This is a genomic window from Streptomyces sp. NPDC046870, from assembly GCF_040704595.1.
Lineage (GTDB): Bacteria > Actinomycetota > Actinomycetes > Streptomycetales > Streptomycetaceae > Streptomyces > Streptomyces argyrophylli.
The window spans coordinates 18,833-34,825 of sequence record NZ_JBEYXM010000036.1 but is presented as its reverse complement, the minus strand read 5'-3'; the positions used below and the strand labels follow the sequence as shown (position 1 = coordinate 34,825).

At 70.2% G+C, this 15,993-nt stretch carries 18 protein-coding genes; 6 read left to right on the top strand and 12 right to left on the bottom strand.

The window, feature by feature from the left end:
• Positions 1-144: 144 nt before the first annotated feature.
• Positions 145-1,080: an SDR family NAD(P)-dependent oxidoreductase gene (locus AB0946_RS38880; RefSeq protein ID WP_366765454.1), complete on the bottom strand. Its 936-nt coding sequence runs from the start codon at positions 1,078-1,080 to the stop codon at positions 145-147.
• A gap of 218 nt (positions 1,081-1,298) precedes the next feature.
• On the opposite strand from AB0946_RS38880, the gene AB0946_RS38875 reads away from it, so the two are divergent.
• A complete protein-coding gene (locus AB0946_RS38875) occupies positions 1,299-2,204 on the top strand; it encodes a LysR family transcriptional regulator (protein ID WP_366765453.1) in 906 nt (301 codons plus the stop codon).
• Positions 2,205-3,205: 1,001 nt separating this feature from the next.
• Here the strand turns inward: AB0946_RS38875 and AB0946_RS38870 are convergent.
• The 4 genes from AB0946_RS38870 to AB0946_RS38855 form a co-directional block, all read right to left on the bottom strand.
• Positions 3,206-3,649, bottom strand: coding sequence for a phosphoribosyltransferase family protein (locus AB0946_RS38870; protein WP_366765452.1), 444 nt, complete (start codon positions 3,647-3,649; stop codon positions 3,206-3,208).
• Between the two features lie 153 nt (positions 3,650-3,802).
• Positions 3,803-5,170 (bottom strand): amidohydrolase family protein, encoded by a 1,368-nt coding sequence (locus AB0946_RS38865; RefSeq protein WP_366765451.1) that lies wholly within the window; start codon positions 5,168-5,170, stop codon positions 3,803-3,805.
• Between the two features lie 41 nt (positions 5,171-5,211).
• Positions 5,212-6,111, bottom strand: a complete 900-nt coding sequence (locus AB0946_RS38860; protein ID WP_366765450.1) for an isocitrate lyase/phosphoenolpyruvate mutase family protein — start codon at positions 6,109-6,111, stop codon at positions 5,212-5,214.
• 48 nt (positions 6,112-6,159) lie between these two features.
• Positions 6,160-6,804, bottom strand: coding sequence for a GntR family transcriptional regulator (locus tag AB0946_RS38855; RefSeq protein ID WP_366765449.1), 645 nt, complete (start codon positions 6,802-6,804; stop codon positions 6,160-6,162).
• Positions 6,805-6,968: 164 nt separating this feature from the next.
• Between AB0946_RS38855 and AB0946_RS38850 the strand changes: the two genes are divergently transcribed.
• Entirely contained in the window at positions 6,969-8,006 is a 1,038-nt protein-coding gene (locus tag AB0946_RS38850; RefSeq protein WP_366765448.1) for an aspartate-semialdehyde dehydrogenase, read from the top strand.
• 408 nt (positions 8,007-8,414) lie between these two features.
• Here AB0946_RS38850 and AB0946_RS38845 read toward each other — a convergent pair whose 3' ends face one another.
• Complete coding sequence (locus AB0946_RS38845) at positions 8,415-8,582, bottom strand: hypothetical protein (protein ID WP_366765447.1); 168 nt, start codon at positions 8,580-8,582, stop codon at positions 8,415-8,417.
• 216 nt (positions 8,583-8,798) lie between these two features.
• Here AB0946_RS38845 and AB0946_RS38840 point away from each other — a divergent pair.
• A protein-coding gene (locus tag AB0946_RS38840) for an IS5 family transposase (RefSeq protein ID WP_366765446.1) occupies positions 8,799-9,679 on the top strand; the annotation gives its coding sequence in 2 pieces (ribosomal slippage) (positions 8,799-9,159 and positions 9,159-9,679; 882 coding nt in all).
• A gap of 15 nt (positions 9,680-9,694) precedes the next feature.
• On the opposite strand, the gene AB0946_RS38835 is transcribed toward AB0946_RS38840, so the two are convergent.
• Positions 9,695-10,090 (bottom strand): Imm7 family immunity protein, encoded by a 396-nt coding sequence (locus AB0946_RS38835; RefSeq protein ID WP_366765445.1) that lies wholly within the window; start codon positions 10,088-10,090, stop codon positions 9,695-9,697.
• 68 nt (positions 10,091-10,158) lie between these two features.
• Between AB0946_RS38835 and AB0946_RS38830 the strand changes: the two genes are divergently transcribed.
• The 3 genes from AB0946_RS38830 (at position 10,159) to AB0946_RS38820 (ending at position 12,500) form a co-directional block, all read left to right on the top strand.
• Positions 10,159-11,064 carry a GNAT family N-acetyltransferase gene (locus AB0946_RS38830; protein WP_366765444.1) on the top strand — a complete coding sequence of 302 codons (906 nt, stop codon included), beginning with the start codon at positions 10,159-10,161 and terminating at the stop codon, positions 11,062-11,064.
• Between the two features lie 819 nt (positions 11,065-11,883).
• The gene (locus AB0946_RS38825; protein ID WP_058084289.1) at positions 11,884-12,123 is read left to right on the top strand and encodes a hypothetical protein; all 240 of its coding nucleotides are present in this window, start codon (positions 11,884-11,886) and stop codon (positions 12,121-12,123) included.
• Positions 12,123-12,500 carry a toxin Doc gene (locus tag AB0946_RS38820; protein ID WP_366765443.1) on the top strand — a complete coding sequence of 126 codons (378 nt, stop codon included), beginning with the start codon at positions 12,123-12,125 and terminating at the stop codon, positions 12,498-12,500. The genes AB0946_RS38825 and AB0946_RS38820 overlap by 1 nt, the downstream gene beginning before the upstream one ends.
• On the opposite strand, the gene AB0946_RS38815 is transcribed toward AB0946_RS38820, so the two are convergent.
• From AB0946_RS38815 to AB0946_RS38795, 5 genes are all read right to left on the bottom strand, one after another.
• Complete coding sequence (locus AB0946_RS38815; protein WP_366765442.1) at positions 12,461-13,162, bottom strand: Fic family protein; 702 nt, start codon at positions 13,160-13,162, stop codon at positions 12,461-12,463. The two genes, AB0946_RS38820 and AB0946_RS38815, sit on opposite strands and share 40 nt — an antisense overlap.
• Complete coding sequence (locus AB0946_RS38810; protein ID WP_366765441.1) at positions 13,159-13,830, bottom strand: hypothetical protein; 672 nt, start codon at positions 13,828-13,830, stop codon at positions 13,159-13,161. Before AB0946_RS38810 ends, AB0946_RS38815 begins: the two co-directional genes overlap by 4 nt.
• A gap of 99 nt (positions 13,831-13,929) precedes the next feature.
• Positions 13,930-14,763 (bottom strand): hypothetical protein, encoded by an 834-nt coding sequence (locus AB0946_RS38805; protein ID WP_366765440.1) that lies wholly within the window; start codon positions 14,761-14,763, stop codon positions 13,930-13,932.
• A 246-nt stretch (positions 14,764-15,009) separates the two neighbouring features.
• The gene (locus AB0946_RS38800) at positions 15,010-15,159 is read right to left on the bottom strand and encodes a hypothetical protein (protein ID WP_366765439.1); all 150 of its coding nucleotides are present in this window, start codon (positions 15,157-15,159) and stop codon (positions 15,010-15,012) included.
• Positions 15,156-15,878 (bottom strand): ATP-dependent DNA ligase, encoded by a 723-nt coding sequence (locus tag AB0946_RS38795; RefSeq protein ID WP_366765438.1) that lies wholly within the window; start codon positions 15,876-15,878, stop codon positions 15,156-15,158. The genes AB0946_RS38800 and AB0946_RS38795 overlap by 4 nt, the downstream gene beginning before the upstream one ends.
• Positions 15,879-15,993: the final 115 nt, after the last annotated feature.

The window sequence follows — 15,993 nt, the reverse complement described above, 5'->3', positions numbered from 1 at the left end:
CCTGCGCAGCGCACCTCGCTGGGACACGGTGAGGGTCACGTGGGGCACGCGGGACGGCTTCCTCTCCGCCCAGGAACTTCATGCCCAATGCGCCCGGTGACGCGGCGCCGGCCGCCGCCTGGCGTCCGGTGGGCAGCCGTGAAGTCAGCCTCGTCCGGCGGAGAGCATGTCGAGCGAGACCTGCCACAGGCGCGCGGCCGCCTCCGGATTGAGGGCGTGGTCGGCGACGCCCTGCGTCGGCTTGTCAGGGGTGAACGGCAATGCCTCGTTGCAGCCCTCGAAGTACCGACCGCCGATGCCTTCCAGCTCCGGCCACGTCGCGACCAGCACGGAGGAAGCGGCGCCCTGTTCCGGGGTCCTGTAGTCGTACGCGGGCAGTTGAGCGATGTCCTCTTCGGTGAGGTGACGCCCGAGGTTGGTGGTGACCGCACCCGGGTTGGCGGCGTTGACGGTGATGCCGTCAGTGGACCAGCGCCTGTTCGCCTCGACCGCGAACAGCGCGGTCGCAGTCTTCGATTCCCCGTAGGCGAGCATGGGGTCGTACGGCCGCGTCCGGAAGCCGATGTCCTCGAAGACCATCGGTGCGTACAGGTGGGCGTTCGAGCTCAGAGACACGACCCGGGACCGGCCGGCGGCTGCCAGTGCGCCGTGCAGGCCGGTCGCGAGGAGGAAGTGGCCGAGGTGATTGGTGGCGAACTGCAGTTCCCAGCCCTCCGGCGTCCGCGTCTGCGGGGTCGCCGCAATACCGGCGTTGTTGATCAGGATGTCCAGGGGGCCTTCCCAGGCGGTGACGAACGCGGCGACCGACTGCTGGTCGGACAGGTCGAGCGGAGCGACACGGACTAGCCGGCTTCCGGTGGTGGCGCGGATGTCCTCGGCCGTCTTCTCGCCCGCCCCGATGTTCCGCACCGCCAGGGTCACCTCGGCGCCTGCGAGGGCCAGGGCCCGGGCGGTCTCCACGCCGATACCCGACGAACCGCCGGTGACGATGGCGCGTCGCCCCGTGAGCCGAACGTCCGCCACGGCCTCAGCGGCGGTGGTGCCGGCGGTGAACGGGGTGGTGATGCGGGATGCCTGCATGATCTCTTTCCTGATTGTCGCGCGTGGTCGTCGCCTGACCCGGACGCCGCCCGGAGGAAACACGCCGGCGGTCGGACACTCGTGGCTCTTCGCCCTGCGCGTCATCGCCCTACTGCCCGGTCTGTGCCGTCTGCCGGTATCGGCTCGGTGACCACACTGCGCGACGGTCTGCGTCCCGGTCCAACACATGCTGACTACCGGAGCTACAGTCTGTTCCTGTGACCACTCCCGAGCTGCGACATTTGCGCTACTTCCTCGTTCTCGCGGAGGAACGGAGCTTCACACGGGCCGCCAGCCGCCTGATGATCGCGCAGCAGTCGCTGTCCCAGCAGATCAGCGCCCTGGAGCGCATGCTCGGCGCGAGGCTTTTCGACCGCGACAGCAGAGGAACGGACCTGACGGACATCGGCGCCCTGTTCGTCCAGGAGGCGCGTGCCGTCGTCGACCGGGCCGATGAGGCCGTCGCCGTGGTGTCCCGGGCCCTGCGGGGTGAGGTCGGGAACCTCCGGCTCGCGTTCCTGACCACCGTCGCCAACCAGCTTCTGCCGCCCGTCGTTCGGGCCGTGCGCCGCGAGCTGCCGGACGTGCACCTGGCGACAGAGTCCACGAGCATCGCGCCGTTGGTGCAGGGCGTCTTCGACGGACGCCAAGACGTCGCCTTCACCCGGCCCCCGCTCGTCCCCGGCCTGGAGTCGAGGCTGCTGACGACCGAACCGGTGTGCGCAGTGCTGCCGGCGGACCACCCGCTCGCCGCCCGCACGGAACTTGAGCTGTCAGAACTGGCGGCGGAACCGTGGGTGATGACCCCGCGCAGTTCCTGGGCACCCTGGCACCGCGCCTACGACGAGCACTTCCGAGAAGCAGGCTTCACACCGAACATCATCCACGAGGAAGCCAGCGTGCAGGGCCTTCTCGGCCTAGTCGCCGCCGGGCTCGGAGTCACCCGGCTCGTCAGCTCCTCACGCAGCCTCCGTCACACCGGCGTGGTCTTCATCCCGCTAAAGGGCGCCTACGCGCACACCGAGATGGTGTGGCTGCCGGGCAACACCTCCCCCGCTCTGCACCGGCTCCTCGACATCGTCACCGACCTCGCCGCGACCACCGACCTGACACAGGGCGGCTGACGACGCCGTGCCGCTCCCCCCACACACCACGCGACACGTCGGAAGCCTCACTCCCACACACGCCAACCCTTCCAGCGCCGCCCACATGTCCAGTCGAACTTGGTGTGCTTCTCGGCGGACGCTGCCCTGTAGGCACGGGGCCGGGCGGGACTGCGGTGTCGTACTCGGGGCGGGGCCCGGATGAGGCGACCGACCAAGCAGCCGCAGGGCGGTCAGGCCGGCACATGGCGACTGAGCACACAAGCCGAGCCCTGCGCCGACGCCGCCGGGGCGGGCCGGCCGGCCGCGCGCGGCGTGCGGGCGGACGACGCGGACAGACAGCAGGCAGAAGCGGGCCCGTCGGCGGATCTGCCGGGTCGGCACGGCGCGACGCGGCAGGGAGGAAGCAGCGGCGGGGCCAACGGCCGAGCGGGCGGAACGCGCGCGGCGAGCAGCAACCCTTCCCCCGGTCCCGGAGCGGGGGTTTCGGACCGAGACCGGCGACCGGCCGACCCAGGCGCACGACGACGCGACGGGCGCGGGCAGCGAGCAGCAGTTCCTCCCCGAGCGCCCCGAACGGACCACAACTCTGCTGACCCGCACCCGGACGGTGGCGGGTGGGGACGGTGCCCGGGCGGTGAACAGGCGGCGCGGTAGCCGGGGCGGGCAGCGGGAGGCCGCAGCGGCCGGCGGGCACGGCGGCGGTCGACGACCCCGGAGCCGCAGCTCCGGGCGATGGCCGGGCCCAGCGGGACGGATGGGACAGCGGCGGCCGACGTCAGGGCTGGGGCCAAGGGTCGCGCGGGACGACAGCGGCCGAGAGGGGCGCGGTGGCGGGACCGACGTAGAACGGCGGCCAGCTCGGGGGCGGGGCAGACCGGCGGGGACCAGGACCGGCGATCCGGGGGGCGGCGGCACGGCTCGGCCGGGGGCGAAGTCGCAGGGCGGCGCGGGGAGGGCAGCGGACCGGATGCGACGAAGACTGTGTGCGGCGCGTAGCCATCGGTGCAGCACCAGCGAGGTCATCCACTCCAGGGGACGCATGCGAGAACGAGTCCACGGACGTCGGCGGCACCGGTTGCCCGGAGCCGGCGCGCGACGTGCTGGAGCTGAGAGCCGCTGGTGAAAACGTCGTCGACGAGGAGGATGGTGGCCCCTTTGATGTCGCGGGGGTCTCCGGTCCAGGTCAGGGCAGCGGCGTGGGCTGCTGCGGTCGCGCGCTTGTCGTCAAGGGTGCGGTTCGCGGACCGGGCCGTCTCTGCATGCTTCACCAGCCGGTGGCCGCCCGGCGGACTGAGGGGAAAGGCTCGGGTCACGTCCTCCGTGTAGGTGGCGTCCATGATCGCTTCGATGTGCTGGAGAGGCCGACGACCCGTGTGGGTGGGGTTGCCGACGACGTAGTCGACACCCCGCCTCTGTTCGGGGTGGCTTTCCATCCAGCCGACGAGGAGCTGGCCGAAGATCATCGCCCAGCCCGGGCATCGACGGCACGGCTCGACTCCTGCGTTCGGACGGTGCCCGGCTCGAGGCGCGCAACGGAGCGTAGTCGGGTAGGCGGATTCGCCTTCGAGGCCCTGCCGGGAACGGAAGGGCCTCGAAAGGATGTCGGCTTCGGAGGGTCAGAAGGTCACGGGCCCTTCGGTGCTGCTCATGACCCGGGCACGGATGGCCGACCGGTCGACGGGCCGCCCGGCAAGGTAGACCGACTCGATCCGGCGGGAGTTCGTCATGTCCCGCAACGGATCCGCGCTCAGGACGAGGAAGTCCGCCCGCTTGCCCGGCTGAAGAGTGCCGCGATCGGCGAGCCCGAGCAGAGCGGCGGGGCGCTGGGTGGCCATCTGGACGACCGTGAGAGACGGCACGCCGGCCGCCGCGAGTGCCTCGAGTTCGCGGTGCTCAGCGAAGCCGGGAACCTGGGTCAGCAGGCCGGTGTCCGCGGAGAACACCATCCGCACGCCGGCGTCGACGAAGGTGCGCAGTGTGCTCTCCATACGCCGATACGCCTCCACCGTGTCGAACAGCGGCTGTGGCGCACTGGCGCGGATCTTGGCGCGCAGGTCGGCTATCGCGTCGGCCGGAACCAGTTCGGCCAGCGCCGGGTCGTCGAGCCAGCCGTCGCCGTCCGGCCGTTGGATGCTCAGCGAGGTGAAGACGGCGACGTCAAGCTCGGTGAGCAGGTCGAGGAGCTCGCGGTCGGGTGCGGGGGTCCGCGGCAGGTGCGCGAGGATGTCGGCGCCCGCGCGAATCGCCTCCTTGGCATCATCGACGGTGTAGATGTGCGCGGCGGCCTTCAGACCGTGCGCGTGAGCCTCGTCGACGATGGCCCGGTAAACGTCCGGTTGCAACCGCGCCTTGGTGCCGTGGCGGTCGTCCAGCCAGAACTTGACGGCGTCGGCGTTCTTCGCGGCCAGCGCGCGCACGTGCGCGCGGGCGTCCTCGGGGCTCGTCGTCTCGTGGACCGCGTCTGCGGCGAAGAACGGGCCGCCGTTGGCCGAGCCCGGTGTCGGGGCGACGATGCCGGCGCCGGCGGTGTAGAGCACCGCCAGGTCCTCGTCGTCGAACTCGCCCTTGCGCTGCCGGTCACGGAGGCGAATCTCGGTGTCGTCCCGGTCGGTCCCCAGGGACTGGAAGACGCTGACGCCGTGGTAGGCGAGCCGGCGCAGGTGGTCGAGGATGTTGTCGGCGGAGTAGTGCGCGGCGTCCGCGCCCGAGCCCTTCCAGTAGCCGATGTGCCCGTGCGGATTGACCAAGGCCGGCATGACCGTCCTGCCGTGGAGGGAGACCGTCGTCCGCGTGGGGTCGGGGGTGAGGGCGTCCCTGGATCCGATCTCCTCGATGACGCCGTTCCGGACGAGGAGCGCGCAGTCGTCTATGACGCGTTCTCCGTCGCCCACGATTATCCGGGCTCCGTCGAAGAGGATGGCCGGGCCGGCCCCCTCCCGTACGCCGGGTGCCCGCCCGGAGTGCTGTTCCGCGGTGGCGCCCATTGGCGCCTCCTTTCGTGAGGTGAGGCACGCAGATTGGCGGGTCACGACGAGGCGGGCGCCCCAGCGTACCGGGCGCTGCGCTGCTCGAACCGGTCGTAGCCCATGAGTTCTTCGAAGGCGCGCTGGTGCGTCACTCGGTCCGCGACCGCGGCGATGTCGGCGTGCTCGCGCAGCGTGTGGAGCACGTCGGTCACGTTCTTGGCGGCAGCTCCGATGAGCGTGTACCAGAGGAGGATGACGTCTGCGCCGGCGTCGCCGTACTCCTTGACTGTGTGCGCCGGGACGTCCGCGCCGGGGACGTCGAGCAGGTCGCCGGCGACCATGACGGGCACTGTCAGCCGCTTGCGTGCCCGGGCCAGAGCGGCAGCGGGCAGGGCGGGTGCGAAGACCATGTCAGCACCTGCGGCGATGTAGCATTCCAGCCTCTCGACGCACTCCTCGGCGTCGTGGTTGACCCAGGCGGCGTCAGAGCGTGCGATGACCAGGAAGTCGGGGTCAGTACGGGCGTCGACAGCGGCGCGGATCTTCTGGGACATCTGGTGCGGGGTCAGCAGTCCGGCGGGGGTGGAGGTGTGCTTGCCTCCGAGGTTGTCCTCGATGTGGATGCCGCACACTCCTGTCGCTTCGAACGCCTGGACGGCGCGCCAGATGTTGGGGGCGTCGTAGAAGCCGTTCTCTGCGTCGGCGAGGACGGGGACGGAGGTGGCCTCGACGACGTGCCGGGTCTGTTCGACCATGTCGTTCAGGGTGAGCAGTCCGACGTCTGGCATCCCGAATCCGGACGCGGCCGCAGCGAAGCTGCCGATGTACGTCGCCCGGAACCCGGCCCGCTCGGCGAGCTGGGCGCTTAGGGCGTCATAGGCTCCGGGCAGGAGCAGTGGCTCGTCGGCGGCGAGGAGGGCCTTGAGGGCCGTCCTGCGCGCGGCAGGGGTGTGAGGCACGGCGGTTCCTTCCAAGGGGATGGGAAGGCGCGTGCGGCTGTGCCGTGGTCAGAGGAGGAACTCCCGGTAACGACTCAGCCGTGTGCGCGCGGTCTGCATGTTGTGACGCTTGAGCTGCTCGGCGACCTCGGCGTCGCCGCACACCAGTGCATCGATCACCTGGCGGTGCTCGGCGAGGCTCTCCTGCATGCGTCCGGGTGTCATGAGGATGCGGCGGCGCAGCAGATGTGACTGGTCGCGGACGCCGGTCAGCATCTCGGTGAGGAAGTCCTGGTCGGCCAGGCGGATCACGGTGTCCCTGTACTGGTCGATGCCGGCCAGAAAGGCGTCGATGTCGCCGTTCTCGGCGGCCTCTTCCAAGGGGCCGCCGTCGGCGAACAGCGCCTGGAGCGCGGCCCAGTCGGACGGGGCGGACTTCTGCGCGGCGAGGCGTGCCGCCAGGCCTTCCAGGAGCTCCAGTACATCGTAGATCTCCTGCAGGCGGTCGTAGTCGGGCCGGGATACCACGACGCCCGCGTTCGGGATGCGCTCGACCAGTTTGCGGGCTTCGAGGGCCTGCAATGCGGTTCTGACCGCGAACCGTGTGGTACCGAGCTCCTCGGCCAGTTGAACTTCAGGCAGCCGGTCGCCGGGGGCCAGAGTTCCGCTCAGGATCCGCTCCCGCAGCTTCACTTCGACGGTCTGACGCTTCATGACACTCCCTGCTCCTTCTGCGGAGGACCACCTCGCGCCAGCGACGCTAGGACCCGGCACACCAGATTGTAAATCGTAGTGGCGACAATAACAATAAATATTGGCGACAATCAACTGTTAGATTGTCGCCAATCAGCGCCAGCCTATGCAACGGAGACGGCATCATGAGAGTGGGAATCGTCGGGGCCACCGGACAGGTGGGCGGGGTCATGCGGCGGCTACTGGCCGAGCGGCGCTTTCCGGTCAGTGACCTACGGCTCTTCGCCTCGGCCCGGTCGGCGGGGCGTCCCCTGCCATGGGCGGGTGGCGCGGTCACCGTCGAAGATGCGACGACCGCGGACTACACCGGCCTGGACGTCGTCCTGTTCTCGGCCGGCCGAAACACGTCCCTGGCGCTCGCGGAGAGGGTCGCCCGACAGGGTGCCGTCGTGATCGACAACTCCTCCGCCTGGCGAGGCGACCCCGATGTGCCCCTGGTCGTCTCCGAGGTCAACCCCCACGCCCTCGCCCACCGGCCCAAGGGCATCATCGCCAACCCCAATTGCACAACCATGGTCGCCATGCCCGTGCTGCTCCCCCTGCACCGCGAGGCCGGTCTGACCGCGCTGATCGCCACCACCTACCAGGCGGTCTCCGGCGCCGGCCTGGCGGGCGTCGCCGAACTGCACCGGCAGCTTCACGACGTCACGGCCGAGGCCGGCCGGCTCACCTTCGACGGCGCGGCGGTCGACTTCCCCCACCCCGAAGTGTTCGCCAAGCCCATCGCGTACAACGTGATCCCACTTCTCGGCAGGCTCGCGGACGACGGGAGCGGGGAGACCGACGAGGAGCGGAAGCTGCGCGACGAGAGCCGCAAGATCCTCGCGATTCCGGACTTGGCAGTGTCCTCCACCTGCGTACGCGTCCCCGTGTTCACCGGTCACTGCCTGCAGATCAACGCGCGGTTCGCGCGGCCCGTCAGCCCGGCCCGGGCCAACGAGGTACTGGCGCAGGCGCCCGGCGTGGCCCTCTCCGACGTCCCGACGCCCCTTGCCGCGGCGGGCAGGGATCCGTCGTACGTCGGGCGCATCCGCGCTGACGAGACGGTCGACAACGGCTTGTCTCTGTTCGTCGCCTGCGACAACCTCCGCAAGGGCGCGGCTCTGAATGCCGTCCAGATCGCGGAGCTGCTGGCCGGTGAATCCGGCGCCGCAGTGCGCTGACGGCCCGGCCGACGACCCCGCTCCCTCCATAGTGAGAGTAGCCCTGCTCCCTGACAGGGGGGCGCCAGATGACGGGGTCCGACCCGCGCTGGTCCACTCCCACATCCGTACTCGACGGCAAACGGGGCCGGTCGGTCGTGCGGTCCGATCTGGGGCCGATCGAGAAGCTTCAGGCGCTGGTGCGGGACATCCGGCGACAATGAGGCAACCCACCCCCGCTCCCCGAAGGTAGCTCCCGTCCCCTTCGAGATCAGAAACTCAACATGCTGAACTTGACAGAGAATCCGCCGGGTGGGGCAGCCGGGAGCGGCTGCACGTCACGTTGGTAGAACCCGGGCTGGTGGTGGAACCAGCTCTCAGACCGCCTCAAGGAACGGGGCGCCGCACCCAAGCGTCACCGCGTCGGCGTCAGTGGTCGGTGTGGCCGCGCAGGCAGTCGATGAGAGTGTCCGGCTTGTTCGCGGCTGCTTCGATCAGCTCGGTGATCCGGTCGGCGAAGGCCGCTCCAGACAGGGGGATGTCGGAGTCGGGTTCGCGCAGCCATCCCGCGGTGACCGCTGTGGAGACGTAGGCCATGAGTTCGGTGATCGCGGCGCTGCGGGGGCGGACGGTGTGTTTGGCGAGGTGGTGCAGGACGCGAAGAAGGGTGGTGGTGGAGGTGCTGGTCGCGGGGTGCCACCTGGCTGTCGGGCGGCGCTCCCGATGCCCGCTGCGGGCGTTGGGCTCGGGCGGGGGCTAAGGCCTGTCCGGCGGATCACGAGTGTTTTGGATTGCCCTGCCGTGTAGTTGGTCGTGGGCCGTGGTGATCTGACGAACGAGGAATGGCTCCGCCTGGAGCCGCATCTGCCCCTCTATGGACGGCGTGGGGGGCGGTGGGCCAGTCACCGCCGGGTGATCAACGGGATCCTTTTCCGTGAGCGGACCGGGATCCCATGGCGGGATCTGCCGGAGAGGTTCGGCAGGTGGAAGACGGTCTACGAACGGCACAGACGCTGGTCCGCAGACGGCACCTGGGACCGGATCCTCCACACTGTCCAGGCTGATGCCGACGCCGAGGGCCGGATCGACTGGAGCATGGTGGGCGTCGACTCGACGTCCTGCCGCGCCCACCAGCACGCCGCGGGCGCCCGCAGGAAGACACCCCGCATTCCGAAAAAAGAGCCACGCCCCGGCAGCATCGCACCGACGAGGGACTCGGAAGGTCCCGGGGCGGTCTGACGAGCAAGATTCACCTCGCCAGCGAAGGTGGTCGTAGACCTCTCGCGCTGCTGGTCACCCCCGGCCAGTGGGGCGACGCACCACAGATGATCCCCGTACTCGAACGCGTCCGCGTGGCTCGCAAGGGCGAAGGACGCCCGCGCACCCGACCGGGACACCTGAGCGCGGACAAGGCGTACTCCTCCCGCAGGAACCGCCGCTACCTGTGCAGACGCCACATCAAGCACACCGTTCCCGAGCCGAAGGACCAGAGAGCCAACCGTCAGCGCCGAGGCAGCCGCGGCGGCCGGCCCGCCGGGTTCGGCAAGGAGAAGTACAAGCGCCGCAACGAAGTCGAGCGGACGATCAACCGCCTGAAGAGCTTCCGCGCCGTCGCCACCCGCTACGACAAGCGAGCCTACGTCTTCCACGGCACCGTCACGCTGGCCGCGATACGCCTCTGGCTCCAAGCATGATCCGTCAAAGACGCCTCAGTCGGCGAAGGGATCCTCCACCGTTGGGATGCAGGGAGACAGCAGCGCCTCCGTGTGCTGCGTGACTACCCCCCGAACGAGCCTGAGCACGCGTACCTCGTTTTCGTGGCCCGGATCCTCGTCATCGCGAACGTGGAGGAGCCCATAGGAACCAGGGGCAACCACGGCCACATGCTCGAACAGCTCCACAAGATCCGGCGACGAACGGTGATTGGAGTAGCCGCCGAGGTGGATGAACGGCTCACCGTTCATCCACCTGAGGTCGAGCAAGTACGGGCTGTCGATCTGGGCGATGTGAAGCTCAAGCTCATCGACGATATGCCGCAGACGCGTCTCATCGTCGTCATCCGCTGCGGTCCGCCTCACCGTGATCCAACCGTGGTACTCAAACATCCCGTGATCGTAGTGATGACCTGCTTCACGTCCCGATCGCAGCAAGATCCGCCGGACACGCCTTAGCGGTGTCCGCCGACGAGGGCGCCCTGCCCGACGAAGGACTGTCGCTGTGGCTGACCGACTACCGGATGGACGTCGGTGAGCCGTGGGAGGGGCGCCGCCTGGTCGCGTTGGTCGGCCAGTCTGCCGCCGGGAGCCTGGACTTCCATGTCCACCCCGACGGGCAGGCTGTGCGGGTATGGATGCTGGAGGTGTACCCCGGCTTCCAGCGGCGTGGCCTGGCGAGCGTGCTCATGGATGCCCTGTACGCGGCCTACCCCACCGCGTGGATCAATCACGGCACACGCAGCCGCGATGATGCCCGCTGGTGGAACGGCTACCGGGATCCCCATCCCCGGCGCAACGTCCACAACCGGCCGCCCGGCGAGTGGGCCGCCTACTTCGACGCGGTGGAGGTGGCCTCCGACAAGGCGCAGCTCGTGCACAGGAACGACCACGACGGCCTCGACGGCCACCGTGATGCCGTCTACCGCTACGGGGAGCGCGGCGAGCAGGAGGCCGACGGCTATCTCCCGCTCTACCGTCCGGTGCGGGCCGCGATGCTGAATCCGGCCGCCCAGCCTCTGCATGGAGCCACGCGGCTCTTCCTACCGCCCCGTCTGCACACTCACGTCCACGACGAGAGCCAGGACGCCGCCTCGCGGGCCGAGGCGCTGCTGCAGCATCTTGGCCACGACAATCTTCCGCGTACCCGGTGGTACGCCACCCGGCAGCAGGCGTTCGAGGACGCCCACCACGAAGAGGTCTTCCAAAACCGGGGCTCCACCCAGGGGGGCCACGCATGTGGTGTTCACGCTGAGCCGACTGGGCGGGGCCTCTCTTCCCTCCCACACCGTGACGTCCGCGCTCGTGGACTTCACCCCTGCCGTCGCCGACATCCCCGTCGAGCTGGCCGGGATGTCCTGGCGTGACGCCCAGCAGCCGCACCGCACGCACACCGCCTCGTTCGCACCGGCCGTCGACGCCGCCATCGCCCCCTACCTCTGGTGGCGCGCCAGCGCGGCATACAGAGCCCGCTACGACGAGGCCGGCTTCCTGCGCGCTCCTGCCGCACCGCAGACTTCTCCCCCTGGGGGTGCCGAGCTCGCCCAGCGGGTCCGTTCCATGGCCGACTGGCTTCTCAAGGAGCAGGCATCCCGTTCCTCGCCCCCGCCTCCGCAGCGCCCGCCCCGGCCCGCCGCGCCTGAGCATGAGCAGACGTCCCCAGAGCACCAGCCGGGCAGAGCACCGGGTCAGTAGTCCTGTCCCCTGCCGCTGCGAGGGCACGGTGCCGGCTGCCGGAGGGCGAAGCGGCCGGGCGCGCGGCGGGCCGGGCCGCAGATCCCGGGTCAGAGCGTCGCGACCAGAAGGACAACGGTGCCAGGCGGCGGGGCAGGCGTGGCCCGGGCGGACAGCGGTGGGCCCGGGCCCCGGGCTCAGGCAGCGGAAAGTGGCGGCCGCGCCGGTCCGGCGACATCGCCTTGGTCCTGCTCGTCCACGCCTCCATCGTCTTCCGGGCCAGGGCGCGCGGAGGTGGCTGCGCGATACTCCTGCGTCGGCGTGCCCGGTGCCGGCAGGGTGAGGTGACTCGACCAGCGCGGTGCAAGCGCGTCATCCCACCTCGGTGCCATCATCGCGGCTGCTGCGCCGCCGATGTCCTCCATCGCGTCCAGGCGCCGGTGATGGTGTGGGGGCTCTGAGCACGCTCACCGGCCTTGAGGAGCGTGGTACCAACTAGGTACCATCGGGGTATGCCATCACTGAACGTGTCCTTCTCCGACGAGGAAATGGAAGGCGTCCGGGCCGCCGCCGCCGCCGAGGGCAAGAGCCTCAAGCAGTACCTGCACGACCTCGGTGTACGCGAGATGCACCGCAAGCGGTTCGTCGCCGGCGCCACCGCCTGGGCCGACAGGCTGCGCGGGGAGTTCGACGAGGCGTTCCCCGAGGAGATTCCGCCTTCTCAGCGCGGCGACGGGGCTGCGGCTGCCTGATGGTTGTCCACATCGACGTCTCCTGGCTCCTCGACGTCCAGGAGGCCGCCCTCGGGCACGAAGACGTGACCGTGAGCGACTACTCCGCGCTGGTGGCGGCCGTCGCCCGGCACAAGACCCGGATGCCGACGCTCGAGGCCTCCGACCCGGATGCCGCCTGGCGCGCGGCCGCGCTCCTGCACACGATCGTGCGCCTGGAGCCACTCCCCCACCGCAACAGCCTCTTCGCCGCCTTCGTAGCCGCTCAGTACATGGATCAGTCCGGCGAAGGGATCGACCCCCCATACGGCGCCCTGTCCGACCTCGTCAGAAAGGTCCGGGACACCCGGCTGAGCGTCTACGCCGTCGCCGAGGCCCTGCGGTCCTGGCGCATCTGATCCAGGCGCGTCAGGCGGCGGTGGGACGGACGCCGCTTCGCAGCGGTGATCAGGATCCCGAGCAGCATTGCCAGATTGGCCGCGCCTTCTGCGTCGTCGGCCCAGCGGGTGGTCTGCAGTGGGTGAACGCGGTCAAGGAGGACGCCTTCGCGGGCCAGGACGAAGGCCAACGCCAGCATGGCCGCGCGGGCGTTGCCGTCCTCGAACGGATGGAAGAAGAGGATGTCGAGGTAGGCCAGGGCAGCACGTGAGGGGAGGGGCAGATTTGGTTCAACGCTCTCGGACAGACAGTGCTCGAACAGCGCCTGCGTATCGGGGGTAAGACCGTAGCGCTCCCGTCCGCCCTTCGCGAAGGCCGGCATCGTGCGGAAACCGACCCGGTCGTGGCCCAGCACGGTCCGCTGCCACTTCGCCATGAGGGCGAAGGTCAGCGGCCTGCCCTGCTCAGCGTCGGCGAAGGCCAAGTCGAGGGGGGTCAGGAGCCGCACGGTTCCCTCGCTGTCACGTCTGCCTCGCGTTGCCATGAAGAAGTTCCGGAAGCCGTCGCGGGCCGGCGCTTCCGAGGCGAGGCGTGCGGCGCGCCAGGATGGCCAGGAGATCTCCGGCCGGATGAGCAGCCACTCGGCGAGGCTGTCCTTCGGTTGGCCGGGCCCGGCTGTCATCTGATTCCGCCCACGCCTCTGGCGAACCGCGAGCTCACTGCGTCGACCTCCGGATCGTCAGGTGCGATCCAACTGCCGAACTGGCCGCCGACCGCTGCCTTGACGATCTCCTCGGCCTGGCCCTCGTTGATGCCGTTGTAGGCGAGGAACCATCGGAGGACTTGCATGCAGTGCCCGTACCAGCCACTCTCGGCCTGGGTGCGGTCAGCCACCACGGTGACCAGGCGCGTGCACGCCTGCTCCCAGTACCAGAGGTCCGCTGTAGACGCCGGGGTGTTCCCCGACGGAGCCAGGGCCGCGAACCGTTCCGCCAGCTCCTCCAGCCAGCCACGCCACTCCCTAAGTGCCTCAACAACCAGCGGGGCAGTCGCATCCGGGGTTGTCACGGAGTCGGATGAACAGCACCACGCCTCGACGACACCTCCGTCGACGTCACCCTCGCCGGCTGACCAGTTCCATCCGCAGGCCCATCGGCCGTACCGGCCCGCCAGGAACTCGGTGACAGGATCCAGCGAACGCCAGCGCTCCTCCCGAGCGACCTCAGGCCTGGGCAGCAAGGGCGCAACAAGGGCCGCCAACTCCGCCGCCATGCCGCCGTCCATCTCGAACGGATGTCGAGCCGGATCCACGTCCGCCCACGTCAGGGTATGTGCCCACAGTTCACTCACCGTCCCACTCTGCCTTGCGTAATCACCCGGGCTCCACTCCATATCGAGTGGCCGCCCCACGCGCGGGAAACGATCTGCGGGCAGCCGGGAAGCGATCTTCTACCGCTTCTGGCCTGCCTGGTCACCGCCACTCGTGAACACCCCACCGACACCGTCGTCGCGGTCGAGGCACGGGCCATTCTCGTCCTGGACCTGCTGCTGACCTTCATCGACGAGGAACTGCTGCCTCACGACGACAGCGACGCGGCGGCAGACGCCTGAGAGCTGTGTCGATTCGTCCTGGGTCACCCAGAAGACTCCCCCGGAGTCCGGCTCCTGCGCCCGGGCTTCTGCCTGAAGGTCCGTCTCGCGCGGTATCCAATTCGGCTCCCGAATCTGCTGGGCCTGCCAGGACTCCGATTGCACCCGCCGGGCGATGGGCTCCGGCGTCTGCTGGTCGATGCTGTCTCCCGCTCCGGGCGCCGGTGTGAAGGCCGCGGCGGTGATCTGGCGGAGCTGGGTGGTGTAGGTGTCGAGGCTGGCGCTGCCGTAGGAATGGCGGGCGACGACGAGGTGCCCGTGGACGCTGGCGTCCCGGGCTGCGGCACGCAGCGGCTCCACCAGGTCCCGGTTGCGCAGGACGTCCCCGTGGATGGCCAGCACTGCGTCCGGATCGAACCCTGTCGGCCAGCTCGCAGCCTGCACGGGAGACAGGAACGTGTGCTCGGACAGGCCAAGCCGCGCGGCCAGGTCGGCGGTTGCCTCCCTGAGGAGTTCGTCGTCGACGATCGTCAGTGTCTTGCCGGTGGCGTGCGCGATCCTCACGGCTGCCGCCACGAGCGTCTCCCGACCGCCCAGTCCCTGCTCGTAGACGACCAGTCCGCCCCGGCCGTCGGCGAGCGCGTCGACGCAGTCGCGGATCACGGGGTGCGTTAACCGTTCGGCGTCCAGCATCTGCTCCTCCCTGTTTGGGCCGTGCCGGTGGGCTGTGGGGCTGCCAGCATCGCAGGTGCTCGGGCGCGCGGATGCCCAAGACCGGGGCGATGTTCCCCTGGGACGGAAAGCAGTCGTCAACCAGGGCCCGCGCCTTGGGAGAGCAGCAAGTGCCCAGGCGGGCGCGGCCCTCGGCTACGACGGGCTGTGCTCCGCACCAGAATGCTGTCGAGCCGCCGCCCGCACAGCGACGGGCGCGGCTTCGGGCTACACCCCTGGCGGCGGCAGCTGCTGGGGGCTCAGGTCGTCGCGTACGCGCAGGTAGCGGACGGGATGCCGGTAGCGGCCCTCGTCCACCGCGGAGTCCCCGGCGAACTCGACCACCACATCGGGCACGACCGGCCGGTGGTCGATCACCTCGCGGGTGCCCCCCCGGCCAAGAAGCGGCGGTGCTGCCAGGGATGGTCCGCGCCGCCCGGATACAGCAGGCCGCCGACCTCGCGCCGGGCTGTCGCCGACAGCGGTGCCGTCCGCGCGATGTACCGCAGGCGGCCCGACTCGTCGTAGCGGCCCAGCAGGAGCGTCGACGGGGCGGCCACCCGGCCCGTCACCGAGGCCACGACCGCTTCCGCACTGGCCCGGGCCCGTACCTTGATCCAGCCCCGGCGGCCCGGCTGGTACATCTGCGCCAGGCCCTTCGCCACGACGCCCTCGATGCCGGCCGCGCCCCACACCAGGTCGAGCCAGTCCTCGGCGGTCGCCCGGTCGGTGGTGGCCGGGCACAGCACGAACGGCGCGGCCAGCACCCCCTCGGCGAACAGCTCCTCCAGCAGCGCGCGCCGCGCCCGGTAGGGCTCCTGCAGGAGTGGGCCGTCGGCCGTGTCGAGGACGTCGAACACGATCAGGTGCGCCGGCGCGGTACGGGCGGCCTGCCGGGCAGCGGCGCCGCGGCGGCGGGCCCGGGCCTGAAGGCGGCCGAAGTCGAGACGGCCCTCCTTGGCGACGACCAGCTCGCCGTCGAGGACCAGCGGTGCGTGCAGGGCCCGGCCGGCCGCCGTGATCTCAGGGAAAGCACTGCTGAGGTCGGCGCCGTTCCTGGACTGCAGGTGCGCGCGGCCGGGTCCCGCGAAGAGCACCGCGCGGAAGCCGTCGGGCTTCTGCTCGAAGGCCAGCCCGCCTGGCAGCGCCCGCTCGGGCGGGAGCCCGGGGCGTGCCTCGGCCGGAGGGGAGGAGACAGCACAGTTCAGGTGT